This window comes from Bradyrhizobium sp. 142 (genome assembly GCF_023074015.1).
In the GTDB taxonomy this organism is placed as follows: Bacteria; Pseudomonadota; Alphaproteobacteria; order Rhizobiales; family Xanthobacteraceae; genus Bradyrhizobium.
Map to the genome: position 1 here is coordinate 1 of NZ_JADPKQ010000085.1, position 13,126 is coordinate 13,126.

General features: G+C 63.3%; 15 protein-coding genes. 13 read left to right on the forward strand and 2 right to left on the reverse strand.

The features are described 5' to 3' along the window. On the reverse strand, window positions 1–504 hold a 504-nt coding region (locus tag IVA82_RS08995; protein ID WP_247493258.1), incomplete at its 3' end, for a transposase. A 330-nt stretch (window positions 505–834) separates the two neighbouring features. Between IVA82_RS08995 and IVA82_RS09000 the strand changes: the two genes are divergently transcribed. Both IVA82_RS09000 and IVA82_RS09005 read left to right on the forward strand, forming a co-directional pair. Next, window positions 835–1,524 carry a hypothetical protein gene (locus IVA82_RS09000; protein ID WP_247382792.1) on the forward strand — a complete coding sequence of 230 codons (690 nt, stop codon included), beginning with the start codon at window positions 835–837 and terminating at the stop codon, window positions 1,522–1,524. A 159-nt stretch (window positions 1,525–1,683) separates the two neighbouring features. Beyond that, window positions 1,684–2,127, forward strand: a complete 444-nt coding sequence (locus IVA82_RS09005) for an SRPBCC family protein (RefSeq protein ID WP_247382793.1) — start codon at window positions 1,684–1,686, stop codon at window positions 2,125–2,127. 33 nt (window positions 2,128–2,160) lie between these two features. On the opposite strand, the gene IVA82_RS09010 is transcribed toward IVA82_RS09005, so the two are convergent. Continuing rightward, complete coding sequence (locus tag IVA82_RS09010; protein ID WP_247382794.1) at window positions 2,161–3,492, reverse strand: Hsp70 family protein; 1,332 nt, start codon at window positions 3,490–3,492, stop codon at window positions 2,161–2,163. A 367-nt stretch (window positions 3,493–3,859) separates the two neighbouring features. Here IVA82_RS09010 and IVA82_RS09015 point away from each other — a divergent pair, with 367 nt between their 5' ends. The 11 genes from IVA82_RS09015 (at window position 3,860) to IVA82_RS09065 (ending at window position 13,104) form a co-directional block, all read left to right on the forward strand. After that, window positions 3,860–3,997 (forward strand): hypothetical protein, encoded by a 138-nt coding sequence (locus tag IVA82_RS09015; protein WP_247382795.1) that lies wholly within the window; start codon window positions 3,860–3,862, stop codon window positions 3,995–3,997. A 247-nt stretch (window positions 3,998–4,244) separates the two neighbouring features. Then, a complete protein-coding gene (oxlT, locus tag IVA82_RS09020; protein WP_247382796.1) occupies window positions 4,245–5,531 on the forward strand; it encodes an oxalate/formate MFS antiporter in 1,287 nt (428 codons plus the stop codon). A gap of 261 nt (window positions 5,532–5,792) precedes the next feature. Further along, window positions 5,793–7,115, forward strand: a complete 1,323-nt coding sequence (gene oxlT / locus IVA82_RS09025) for an oxalate/formate MFS antiporter (RefSeq protein ID WP_247382797.1) — start codon at window positions 5,793–5,795, stop codon at window positions 7,113–7,115. A 182-nt stretch (window positions 7,116–7,297) separates the two neighbouring features. Further along, the gene (locus IVA82_RS09030; protein WP_247382830.1) at window positions 7,298–7,726 is read left to right on the forward strand and encodes a CBS domain-containing protein; all 429 of its coding nucleotides are present in this window, start codon (window positions 7,298–7,300) and stop codon (window positions 7,724–7,726) included. Window positions 7,727–8,014: 288 nt separating this feature from the next. Next, complete coding sequence (locus IVA82_RS09035) at window positions 8,015–9,034, forward strand: 2-dehydropantoate 2-reductase (protein WP_247382798.1); 1,020 nt, start codon at window positions 8,015–8,017, stop codon at window positions 9,032–9,034. Further along, window positions 9,031–9,819 carry a fumarylacetoacetate hydrolase family protein gene (locus IVA82_RS09040; RefSeq protein WP_247382799.1) on the forward strand — a complete coding sequence of 263 codons (789 nt, stop codon included), beginning with the start codon at window positions 9,031–9,033 and terminating at the stop codon, window positions 9,817–9,819. Before IVA82_RS09035 ends, IVA82_RS09040 begins: the two co-directional genes overlap by 4 nt. Window positions 9,820–9,998: 179 nt before the next feature. Continuing rightward, window positions 9,999–10,283, forward strand: a complete 285-nt coding sequence (locus IVA82_RS09045; RefSeq protein ID WP_247382800.1) for a hypothetical protein — start codon at window positions 9,999–10,001, stop codon at window positions 10,281–10,283. Window positions 10,284–10,330: 47 nt separating this feature from the next. Further along, a complete protein-coding gene (locus IVA82_RS09050; RefSeq protein ID WP_247382801.1) occupies window positions 10,331–10,714 on the forward strand; it encodes a hypothetical protein in 384 nt (127 codons plus the stop codon). A 162-nt stretch (window positions 10,715–10,876) separates the two neighbouring features. Then, window positions 10,877–11,074, forward strand: coding sequence for a hypothetical protein (locus IVA82_RS09055; RefSeq protein ID WP_247382802.1), 198 nt, complete (start codon window positions 10,877–10,879; stop codon window positions 11,072–11,074). Between the two features lie 45 nt (window positions 11,075–11,119). Continuing rightward, a complete protein-coding gene (locus IVA82_RS09060) occupies window positions 11,120–11,770 on the forward strand; it encodes a hypothetical protein (RefSeq protein WP_247382803.1) in 651 nt (216 codons plus the stop codon). Between the two features lie 338 nt (window positions 11,771–12,108). Continuing rightward, complete coding sequence (locus IVA82_RS09065; RefSeq protein ID WP_247382804.1) at window positions 12,109–13,104, forward strand: nitronate monooxygenase family protein; 996 nt, start codon at window positions 12,109–12,111, stop codon at window positions 13,102–13,104. The last annotated feature ends 22 nt before the right edge of the window (window positions 13,105–13,126 follow it).

Genomic DNA, 13,126 nt, shown 5'->3' on the forward strand with positions numbered 1-13,126 from the left:
ATNGTCGGTCCATTCCTTCGGAAGATACAACGCGCGATCGATGAACGCATGACCATGACGCGAAACGTAGGTAGCGAAGACGCCGATCTGGCAGTTCGTAATCTTCCCTGCCGAACCAGTGTATTGCCGTGCCACTCCGCATGACGCTTTGCCCTGCTTGAGAAAGCCGGTCTCGTCGATCACCAGCACCGCATCGTCATCCGCCAAGTGCTCGATGACATAGTCGCGGACGATATCGCGCAGGGCATCAGCGTCCCAATCCCCGCGACCCAGAATTGCCTGCTGCCGCCATGGGCCGGGATCGCCAGCCGCCTCCGCGCGCATCCAGCCGGTCTTGCGCTGCTCATCTCCGAGCAGACCTTCCAGGAACAGGCCTGCATTCGTCGCCACACGCTCTTGCGTGAACAACGGACGTATCCGTTTCTTGATCTCTCGAAGCGACGCCGCCCACAACGCAAGCGTCTCCTCAACCGACGCGGCCCGCGCCCACGACATTCGAATCATGGTTGCCCATGGATTCAGAAGTCTGCAAACAAAGCAACTGTAATGCTAGAAGCGAGGCAAACGATCCTTCGCACAGCGTTTGCAAGCCTCAAGGCGCCGACAAGAAACCGCTTGGCTTCGACCGGGCGCTCAGCGATCACCACTCGCGAGTTGCTCGCGAAAGAACTGCACGACGATCGCGTTGAACTCACGGTGAAAAGCTGACGGGCAGCGTTGAGACGTCTTGACCTGCGGCGCCCCGGATCGGCCGGGCCCGCGGCGTTTCGCAGCGGCCCTTTGGTTCTCGGCGGTGCTGCTGTAAAGCAATTGCCGGAAACGGTCGAGGTCAGCATGTCATTGTTGGGCAAGGCAGCCGTCGCAATGTGGTGGAATGTCCGCCCCGAGCAGCGCGCAGAATTCGGCGACTGGCATTCGCACGAGCACTTTCCGGAACGGATGAGCATTCCCGGCTTCCGGCGCGGCTCGCGGTGGACCAGCACCGATGATGCTGATGGCTTCTTCGTGCTCTACGAGCTCGAGCAGTACGACGTCCTCACGTCGAGTGGATATCTCGATCGGCTCAACGCGCCGACACCGTGGTCGACCAAGATGATGCCGCACCACCTCGGCATGGTCCGCAGCCAGTGCCGCGTGCTGGCGAGTTTTGGTGGCGGTGTTGCGACCTCGCTTGCCACCATCCGGCTTTCGCCGGAGAGCGGACGGCAGACGGAGTTACAGACGCACCTCTCCGCGACGTTCCGCGCGCTGGCGCCGCAACCGGGACTGACAGGCGCCCACCTCCTCCTGACCGACACGCCGAGGACGAGTTCGCCCACGACCGAGCAGCAGATCCGCGGGCGGGACGGCGCCGCCGACTGGATCGTCCTTCTCTCCGGCTACGATGCCGAGGCGGTCGAGCGCGCGGTCGCCGGCCAGATTTCGCCGTCAGCGCTTCGCGTCGCGGGCGCGCGGGACAATCCGACGGTCAACCACTATCGGCTTGCGTTCACGATGACGCCGCTGGATGTGTCGGCAGTTTAGCCGCCCGGTCGCGGAACGATCTTCCGGCCGCGCTCTCAACAAAATCCGGCAAGAAAATCCGCGATGTCGTGTCGGCCCGGCAATGTCTCGTTCGTCCTCGGGGCATGGATCGGCCACGGACATCGACGCCGCGCCATCAATACATGAGGATGAAAGAACATGCCCAGCACTGTCCGCCTGCACCGCGTTTTGACGACCACCCCAGAGAAAATCTATCGCGCCTTCCTCGAGGCGGACGCGCTTGCGAAATGGCTTCCGCCCAATGGCTTTACCTGCACCGTGCATCATCTCGAGCCCAAGGTCGGCGGCACATTCAGAATGTCCTTCCGCAACTTCACCACGACCAACAGCCACGCGTTCGGCGGCGAATATGTCGAGCTCGTCCCGGGTGAACGGCTGCGCTACACCGACAAATTCGAGGACCCCAATCTGCCCGGCGAAATCCAGGTGACCGTGACGCTGAAGAAGGTATCGGTCGGCACCGAACTGGAGGTCACACAGGCCGGCATACCGGACGTGATTCCGCCGGAAGCCTGCTATCTCGGCTGGCAGGAATCGCTGCGGAACCTGGCGCGGCTGGTCGAGCCCGAGATCAACCAATAGGCTCTCAGGACGGGCGGCCGCGTATCGCTGGGGCTACGCGCTCGCCCTCGACTTCAGCCCACCGGCTGCGGTCCAGCGGTCCGGGTCCGGGCTGTGTCCGATCAGGGCGAGTCCGTAGGCGATCGATTCGAACTGATCCCCGGACATCAGCCGTTCGTTGCCGAACCGCTCGGCGAACAGCTTTCGGACGGCGGGCACGAACGAGGTGCCGCCGGTCAAGAACACTTTCTCCACCTCACGCGCGGTGATGCCGGCCTCGCCAAGCACCTTGTCGACGGTAGCACCGAGCCGGGCGATATCGTCGGCAATCCAGGCTTCGAAGTTCTTCCGGGCGATGGTCGAGCGAATGTCGACACCGCCACCTTTGAAATGGAAGTCCACCTCATCCCGGGCCGACAGCGCAACCTTGGCGTCCGACACTGCGCGGTATAGCGAAAAGCCGAGGTCGAAATCGACGATGGTGATGAAGTCGTGAAGCAGGGCCGGCTTCAGCGCGGTGCGCGACAGTTCCCGCAGTTCGCGCAGATCGCCGTTGCTCTTCATCAACGCGAGTTGATGCCAGCGCGCGAGGTTGGTGTAGTGGCTGTTGGGAAGCGGCAGCACCTTGTCGAACGAGCGAAAGCTGGAGCCTTTACCCAGCCTTGGCGACACCACGTGGTCGACAATGCGGTAATCGAACGTGTCGCCGGCGATGCCGATGCCGGCATGGCCAAGCGGCTCGGCACGCAAGCTGCCGCCCGCGCGCGAGAAACGCATCACGGAGAAATCGCTGGTGCCGCCGCCGAAATCGGCAACCAGGACGGTGGCATCGCGTTCAAGCCGGCGGGCGAAGGAGAACGCGGCTCCCACCGGCTCGTAGACATAGCGCGCGTGGCCGGCGCCGAGGCGTTCGAACGCGGCGCGATAGCGCTGCATCGCCAGCGCTTCGTCGGGATTGCCGCCGGCGAAGCGCACGGGACGGCCGACCGTGATGTTCGACGCCTCGAAGCCGAACCTGTCGCCGCCATGGCGCGCCAGCGTGCGCAGGAACGCCGCGAGAAGATCCTCGAAGCTGTAGCGCTGCCGGAACACCTGGGTGGAATTGAAGCTGGCACTTCCAGCGAAGGTCTTGAACGACTGCAGGAAGCGGTTGACGTGGCGTCCTTCGAGAAATTGTTCGATCGCCCACGGGCCGCCTTCAGCCTGGGCTCCGGCTCCCGGACGGTCCTCCCAGAAGCACAGGGCCGATACGTAAACGCTGTGCCGTTGTCCGCCATGATCGAAGCGGATGGCCTCGACCCGGCGATCGTCCGCCGCGAGCGCGACGACCGTATTGCTGGTCCCAAAATCGATGCCGATCGAGACGGCGGGCGAGGCGCTCGACATGAACCACTCTGGCAGATGATTGAAAAAGGGGGCAGACCACTAGCGGCTTTGAATCGCCCTGCCAATACCGGTCCACTGCAGCGCGGTCAGAATTGGCACCCAAAAGCGCGGCGGGTGCGCTTTAAGCGCAACAACGCAGCTCCGCCTTTGCGTCTTTCTGCGACGGGACAGGGCATTTTGTGGTCAGCACGCCGGCTCGACGGCAATTTTTAAGGCCGGAACAGCGCTGTTTAACCCATTATTATGCTGCAATGCAGCGAGCTGAATGCTGCCATGCGATAGCGTGCATGGACAGTGGCATCTGGTATACATAGATTGCCCGTGAAATGAGACAGCAATGTTGACCGTCTCAAGAAAGGGAATTCCGATGTCCAAGACCGCTTCCGTCGCCCTCGCCCCCTCCTCCTCGCTGTTCGCCCGTTTCATGGCCGCGGTGGACCGCCTCCTAATGGCGAGCGCCGAGATCTCGAATCACAACGGCGACCTGCCCCGCTTCGGCCTGTAACCAGCGCTTCCTGCACCGCAGGCGCGGTACGCCGCGCCGGCTTCAAAATCGTCCACATACGACTTTTGATGAATGGCCCCGCACGACGGGGCCATTTCTATTTGCGTTGTCCCGAGTCACAGCCGCAACCAGAAGGCCTGCGGCATTTGCGCACGGTGGCCGGACCAGCGCTTGTACCTTGGCATAATGAATACAAGAATGCCGCTCCAGCGCTCGCAGAAAAATGAGAGGCGCCACGGGAGGCTTTATGACGGACATGGTGCAAGCAACGGCCCCTACCGCCACGCGCGTCAGCGACACGTATCGCTGGGCGCAGCTGGCGGTCGGTGTAGCGGCGATGGTGATGATCGCCAACTATCAATACGGCTGGACGTTCTTCGTCCCCGACATCCAGAAGAAGTTTGGCTGGGATCGCGCCTCGATCCAGTGGGCCTTTACGTTGTTCGTGCTGTTCGAGACCTGGCTCGTGCCGATCGAAGGATGGTTCGTCGATAAATACGGCCCGCGCGTCGTCGTGCTCATCGGCGGCGTGTTCTGCGCCATCGGCTGGGCCATCAACGCCGAGGCCACCACGCTCAACGGCTACTATCTCGGTATGATCATCGCGGGCATCGGCGCCGGCGGCGTCTATGGCACCTGCGTCGGCAACGCGCTGAAATGGTTTCCCGACAAGCGCGGTCTTGCGGCGGGCATCACGGCCGCGGGCTTCGGTGCGGGGTCCGCACTTACCGTCGCGCCGATCCAGGCCATGATCAAGGATAGCGGCTTCCAATCCACCTTCCTGTTTTTCGGTCTCGGCCAGGGCATCATCGTCTGCATCCTCGCCTTCTTCCTGATGGCGCCAAAGGCAGGACAAACGCCGGCCGCCGTGCAGAACGCTACGCTCCAGCAGACCCGGCGCAACTATCAGCCGACCGAGGTGCTGCGCCAGCCGATCTTCTGGCTGATGTACTTCATGTTCGTGATCGTCGGCGCCGGCGGCTTGATGGTGACGGCGAACCTGAAGCCGATCGCGGTCGACTGGAAGGTCGATGCCATCCCGGTCACGCTGATCGGCATGACCATGACGGCGGTGACGTTCGCAGCGACCATCGACCGGGTGCTGAACGGCCTGACGCGCCCGTTCTTCGGCTGGATCTCCGACAATATCGGCCGCGAGAACACGATGTTCATCGCCTTCGGCCTGGAAGGCATCGGCATCTGGATGCTCTACCTCTGGGGCCACGACCCGATCTGGTTCGTGATCCTGTCGGGCTTCGTGTTCTTCGCCTGGGGTGAGATCTACTCGCTGTTTCCCTCGACCTGCACCGACACGTTCGGCGCGAAGTTCGCGACCACCAATGCGGGCCTGCTCTACACCGCAAAGGGCACCGCTGCGCTGCTCGTTCCGGTCGCAAACCTGATGCAGCAGGGCTCGGGTCATTGGGACAACGTGTTCATGATCGCGGCCGGCGCCAACATCCTGGCTTCGCTGCTCGCGATCGCGGTGCTGAAACCCTGGCGTAAGATCGTGGTCGCCCAATCGACCGTCTGACGCGAATCACCAGCGCGGTCTCGCACATGACGCCCGGCCTCGCGGCCGGGCGTTTTTCGTTTGGCGCGACGCTCTCTCAATTCTCTTAAACCGAACGGAACCGAGCACTTTCTTGCATCGGGCCGCAGATAGATCTTGCATTATGGAATATGGTATACCAAGGTCCCCGCCGCGCTTGCGACGATAAGCCACAATATTTGCGACACTAGGTCATCTTGCCAGCAGTGCTCGCGACCAGACAGGCGCCTTGGGAGGTTGTTGATGATTTCCAGCACGGACGGCGCCGTGACCGCTGCGCCCCTTCGAACCGGTTTCCGTTGGCTTCAGCTCGGCATGGGCATCGTCTGCATGGCGATGATTGCCAACCTGCAATATGGCTGGACGCTGTTCGTCGATCCGATCGATGCGGCCCACCATTGGGGACGCGCCGCGATCCAGCTCGCTTTCACCGTCTTCGTCGTCACCGAGACCTGGCTGGTGCCGATCGAAGCCTGGTTCGTCGACAAATACGGCCCGCGCATCGTCATCATGTTCGGCGGCGTCATGATCGCGCTGTCCTGGATTCTCAATTCCTATGCAGACTCGCTCACGCTGCTCTACGCGGCCGCAATCATCGGCGGCATGGGCGCAGGCGCCGTCTACGGCACCTGCGTCGGCAACGCGCTGAAATGGTTTCCGGACCGCCGCGGCCTCGCCGCCGGCGCGACTGCCGCAGGCTTTGGCGCAGGCGCCGCAATCACCGTGGTGCCGATCGCCAGCATGATTGTCGCCAGCGGCTATCAGAGCGCGTTCTTCACCTTCGGCATCGGCCAAGGCCTGATCGTCTTCATGCTCGCTTTCTTCATCCAGCCGCCGCGGCTCGCGATCCCGCCCAAGAAGAAGCAGCTCAATCTGCCGCAGACCAAGATCGACTTCACGCCGCCGCAGGTGCTGCGCACCCCTATTTTCTGGGCGATGTATCTGGTCTTCGTCATGGTCGCCTCCGGCGGTCTGATGACCGCGGCACAGATCGCGCCGATCGCGCATGACTTCAAGATCGCCAACACACCGGTGACGCTGGCCGGCTTTCAGATGGCGGCGCTGACCTTTGCGATCTCGCTCGACCGCATCTTCGACGGCTTCGGCCGGCCGTTCTTCGGCTGGGTCTCCGACACGATCGGCCGCGAGCACACCATGTTCATCGCCTTCGGCACGGCCGCGCTGATGTTGCTGGCGCTATCGACCTACGGTCACGTTCCGATCGTTTTCGTGCTCGCGACCGCAATTTACTTCGGCGTGTTCGGCGAGATCTACTCGCTGTTCCCCGCCACCTGCGGCGACACCTTCGGCTCGAAATACGCGACCACCAACAACGGCATGCTCTACACTGCGAAGGGCACCGCTTCGCTCCTGGTCCCGCTGGCGAGCGTGATCTCGGCCGCCTATGGCTGGAAAGCCGTGTTCGTTGTGGCGGTCGCGCTGAACGCGACGGCAGCGCTGATGGCGCTGTTCGTGATCAAGCCGCTGCGCCGCTCCTTCATCCTCGGCAAGGAAGCCGAAAGCGCCAGCCCCGCGACGGGCAACGCCAAGACCGAGACGGCGTAGCGCCACAGGCCTTTGCACAGTTGAAAAAAGGGGCGCAGCAATGCGCCCCTTTTGTTTTGGGACTCGCGATAAGCGTCAGTATTCCTGCCCGAAGAATTTTTCGGATCAACCAAATCCAGTGCTTGACGATTGGCATTATGTATACCACACTTCCTCGCATCATTTCACCCAGGGAGGTTGCAATGCTGGTCGGAGACATTCTGCGCAAGAAGACGCCGCGCGTTGTCACGGTGCGAATGAACGAAACGGTGGGTATCGCCGCCAAGCTGATGCGCGCCAACAACATCAGCGCGCTGGTGGTCAAGGACGTGGTCCGCTCGGAAGGAAACACCGCCGTCGGCATGTTCACCGAGCGCGACGTGGTGCGCGCCGTCGCCGAGCACGGCGCGGGCGCCGTCAACGTCAAGGTCTCGCAGCTCGTCTCTGTACAGCAACTCGTCTCCTGCACCTCAAGCGACACGATCGAGCACGTCCGGCACTTGATGAACCGGAATCACATCCGCCATCTGCCGGTGATCGACGATTACAGCCTCGTCTCCGTCATCAGCATGCGCGACATCGCCGCTGCCATGGACGAAGCGATCAACGGCACGCCGCAAGCAGCAGCCTGAAGGCGTCGTCGCCCTTCCCGAACTGCTGCCATGGAAAAAGGCGCGCCCCCTCTCCCGCTTGCGGGAGAGGGTTGGGGAGAGGGTGTTTCCGCTAGGGATACTCCCCAAGAGGATAGAGCCCTCACCCGCCGTGCTCTTCGAGCGCCGAAGCCGAAGCTTGACTTCGGCGGTCTTAAGGAACGGCCGCCGAGGGCTCCCTGCACCTCTCCCGCAAGTGGGAGAGGTGCAGGGAGCCTGTGGCGTGAACGATCGAACAAACGACCAATTTTGGTCACTCGCGAGGATTTCATGAAGATCTGCATCTACGGCGCCGGCGCCATCGGCGGATATCTCGGAGTTCAGCTTGCACGCGCGGGCGCCGATGTCAGCCTGATCGCACGCGGTGCGCACCTTGCCGCGATGCGCGAGCGCGGCTTGACGCTGCTCGCGGGCGAGGAGAAGCACACCGTCTATCCGCGTTGCACCGACGATGCCGCCGAGCTTGGCGTGCAGGACTACGTCATCATCACGCTGAAGGCGCATTCGATCACCGGCGTGATTGAGAAGATGCAGCCGCTGCTCGGGCCCCACACCCGCATCGTCACCGCCGTCAACGGCATTCCCTATTGGTACTTCCACAAGCATGGCGGCCCATACGAGAACGCGACGCTGGAGAGCATCGATCCCGGCGGGCGGCAGTGGCGCGAGCTTGGCGCCGAACGCGCCATCGGCTGCATCGTCTATCCCGCGACCGAGATCGAGGCGCCCGGCGTGATCCGTCACGTCTACGGCAACAATTTCCCGCTCGGCGAGCCCTCCGGCGAGATCACGCCGGATGTGCAGCGCCTCGCCGATCTCTTCGTCGCTGCCGGCATGAAAGCACCGGTGCTCGACCGCATCCGCGACGAGATCTGGCTAAAACTGTGGGGCAACGTCTGCTTCAACCCGATCAGCGCGCTGACCCACGCAACCCTCGACGTGATCTGCACCGATCCCGCCACGCGGGCGCTGTCGCGGGCGATCATGGTGGAGACGCAAGGGATCGCCGAGACCTTTGGCGTCAAATTCCGCGTCGATGTCGAGCGCCGCATTGAAGGCGCCCGCAAGGTCGGCGCGCACAAGACCTCGATGCTTCAGGACCTCGAGCGCGGCCGCCCGATGGAGATCGATCCGCTCGTCACCGTCGTGCAGGAGATGGGCCGCCTGACCGGGATCGCGACGCCCGCGCTGGACTCGGTGCTGGCGATGGTGACCCAGCGCGCCCGCATCGCCGGGCTCTATGACGGCGTCTCGACGCCGGCCGATCCGCGCGCATTGGCGGTGGCATGATGGCTGGCGAAGTGACCAAATGGCTGCGCTTCCGCCACGGCGGCGCAACCGGCTTCGGCACGCTGACGCCGTCCGGCATCAGCGTGCATGAGGGCGAGATGTTCGGCCGCAACACGGCGAGCGGCAAGACGCTGGCGCTGGCCGAGGTCGAGCTGCTGGCACCTTGCGCGCCCAGCAAGATCGTCGCGCTCTGGAACAATTTTCACGCACTCGCCGCAAAGCTCAACCAGCCCGAACCGCCGGAGCCGCTCTATCTCCTGAAGGCCACCACCAGCATCGCTGCGCCCGGCGCCGTGATCCGCCGCCCCACCTCCTACGATGGCAAAACCACCTATGAGGGCGAGCTCGGCATCATCATCGGCAAGACCTGCGCCCGCGTCTCTCCCGCCGAGGCCCGCGCCTTCATCTTCGGCTACACCTGCGTCAACGACATCACGGCCAATGACATCCTCACCCGCAACCCCACCTTTGCCCAATGGGCGCGCGCCAAGGGCATCGACGATTACGGCCCGTTCGGTCCGGTGATCGCGACCGGCCTCGACCCGGCCAAGCTCACGGTCCGCACCATTCTCAACGGCGCGGAGCGGCAGAACTATCCGATCGCGGACATGATCTTCAGCGCCGCGGAGCTGGTCAGCAAAATCTCGCACGACATGACGCTGCTTCCCGGCGACCTCATCGCCGTCGGCACCTCGGTCGGTGTCGGCGTGATGAAAGAGCCGGTCAATATTGTGACGGTGGCGATCGATGGCATCGGCGAGCTGACCAACGAGTTTCGGCTGTAGCCGACCCAAGGTTCGAGGAAGACCGTCTCGTCCGGATCTTCGACAATTTCAACGCACTCGATGCACTTCGCAAGGACATCGGCGGCATCTTTTCGACAATCAGGAACAGGGCTGAACCGGATCGGCTGAATCACGCATCGGGTTCGAACCGCGCTCTCTATCCGCGCGACCAACAGCGTATGCGCTTCCTTCTCGGCTTTCTATCCGCTCTGCTGGGCATGCTCGCCGGCTGGTCCGCGCTTGCGGCGCTGGTGGTCATGCTGGCCGGGCCGGACCGCGATGGCGGCATCGCCATGGGAGCATTCTTCAACATCGGTCCGGCCGGCGGCGTGGCCGGCTTGATCGCCGGCATCTGGCTGTTCGTGCGCTTCGGTTTGGTTCGAAACGATGCGTCGCGTCTCGCGGCACAGGCTTCCGATGCTGCGCCCCACCCCGCGACCGGCTGTCTTTCCCCTTTGCCGTAACGCTTCTGCTCATCGCTGGAGTCCTAGCCTGGTGGGCATGGTACGAATTGATCCGCTCGCCTTATCTCAGCCACGGCTTCATGACGCTCGAGTTTGAGTACCGGCTACCCACCGGCATGATCTTGCCGGACAACAAGGAGGACGTGCAGATTGAAGTCGAAGAAGCGCGCGGATACGCGACCGCCCTGTTGCCTGCGAATTGGCGTGCGCACGATGGCGACCGCGTGGCGATCATCGCCTCTGCATCGCTGATGTATAAGACGCGCCACCGGCTCGTCAGCCTGACGCTCCCGGGCATTCCAACGCAAAGCTGGCCGATCGATCTTCCCTCCGATCCCGATCCCACGCCCGGCTATTCGCCGTGGCGTGTCGCGAGCGCTCCATCGCAGGCGAAGATCGAGATGCATTTCCGCCTGAGCGCCGATCGCTGACGAGCGTGGCGCGATGGCGCCGCACATCACATCTTCTGCGCATCCGACATATGCCGCCAACATGTCCCGCGCCTGCCGCACTGTCGACGCATTCCGACGCCCATCTGTGGGGCGTGTCTGGGGGCACGGCACTGCCGTGTTTGGACCAAACCTTCTAGGGGTATGACTGTGAAGAAGATTGTATTTGTCGTGGGCGCTACGTTTGTTCTGGTGACGGCTGCGAACGCTGCGGATCTGCCGCGCCGGCAGCCCGTCTATGCCCAGGAGCAGGCGCCGATCGGCAAGATGCCGATTGGCAAGAGCCCGGTTGGAAAGGCCCCGATCGGCAAGGCGCCCGGCCCGGTCGTGTCGCGCTACTGACGCGCAACTTGGTTGCGTGAACGACCGACAGTCGAGGGGCACGACGTGATTAACAAACCTGATCGATCGGGATATTGCCTGCTCGCAGGGTTCGCCCTCGCGACCATGATCGCGTGCACGACGCCATCGGCCTCGGCCCACGAAGCGAACAAGCGCATTGCCGAGGCAAATGCGCTTGTCTCGACCGACACCGCATCACGACCGGCGCCGCAATCGACGCGGCGCCCGGTCGCGCGCGTGGAGAAAGGTCCGTACTACGTCGACTTCCGCGCCCGTACGGCCGCGAGCTGGGGCCATGCCTTCGTATGGTACGGCAAGACCAGCGAGCGCGCCGTCGAGGTTGCAGGCCTGACGCCGGCCGGCGATACCTGGGCCTACGTGCTCGGTCACCTCACCTGGGTGCCATCCGAGACCGGCGCGAGCTACGGCGATCTCGATCCGGACTATTTGACGGCCAGCTATCGCGTCTACCTCAACGAAGCCGACGCAAAGCGCGTGTTTGCCTACATCAAGAAACTGCAGGCGAGCTCGCCGGTCTGGAACGCCGAGACCACCAACTGCACCGGCTTCATCGGTGACATCGCGGAATTCATGGGATTGAAGGTCCCGTACCGCTGGCAGCGTCCGGAAAACTTCGTCAACAACCTCAAGGAAATGAACGGCGGCCGGCAGATGGTGCGGCTGTCGGCGGAGTAGCGGGCGATTGCCCCCCAGCGTCGTCCCGGCGAAGGCCGGGACCCATACCGCGGAATCCATCGATCGCGGATGGTAGCAGTACCAAGCGAATAGTCTTCGTCAAACTACTCCCTGTGGTTATGGATCCCGGCCTTCGCCGGGATGACAGCGGAGGTTGGGGAGACGACGGCGCGACTCGCCGCGAACCGAAAATTCCCGCCCTGCGGAATCATCCCGCCTCTCGCATATGGCTGCGCCCTCGCTGCAGATCCCCGCAATAGACTTTTCCCAACCCGGGCGGCATCCTGCCGGCGTCAATAACAGAGCCTGCGGGGCCACGCGGGCGGGGGAAACGGATCATGTTGCAGACACGATTCACGAAACTCGTCGGCGTCGAGCACCCGATCGTCCAGGGCGGCATGCAATGGGTCGGACGCGCCGAGCTCGTTGCCGCCGTCGCGAATGCTGGCGCGCTCGGCTTCATCACGGCGTTGACCCAGCCGACACCCGAGGATCTCACAAAGGAGATCGCGCGCTGCCGCGATCTCACCGACAAGCCCTTTGGCGTCAACCTCACCATCCTGCCCGCGATCAAGCCGCCGCCTTACGCCGAATATCGCGCCGCCATCATCGAGAGCGGCGTCACGGTGGTCGAGACCGCGGGCAACAAGCCGCAGGAGCATGTCGACGAGTTCAGGAAGCACGGCGTCAAGGTCGTGCATAAGTGCACCAGCGTCCGCCACGCGCTCTCGGCCGAGCGCATGGGCGTCGATGCCATCTCGATCGACGGGTTCGAATGCGCCGGCCATCCCGGCGAGGACGACACCCCCGGCCTGATCCTGATCCCGGCCGCCGCCAACAAGGTCAAGATTCCGATGATCGCCTCCGGCGGCTTTGCGGATGCGCGCGGCCTCGTTGCGGCGCTGGCGCTGGGTGCCGACGGCATCAACATGGGCACGCGCTTCATGGCGACCAGGGAAAGTCCGATCCATCAGCTCATCAAGGAGAAGATCGTCGCCAATGACGAGCGCGAGACCGAGCTGATCTTCCGCACCATGCGCAACACCTCGCGCGTTGCCAGGAACGATATCTCGAGCAAGGTGGTCGCGATGGAGAAGGAAGGCGCCAAGTTCGAGGACATCCGCGAGCTCGTCGCGGGCGCCCGCGGCAAGATGGTCTATGCGACCGGAAATTCCGACGAGGGCATCTGGTCGGCTGGCCAGGTGCAGGGCCTGATCCAGGACATCCCGACCTGCGCCGAGCTCATCTCCCGCATCGTGCGCGAAGCCGAATTGATCATCCGCAGCCGGCTCGAAGGCATAATCGTTCATCCAAACGCGCAAGCTGCGGAATAGTCACTGCAAGAAGCGAGAGCAA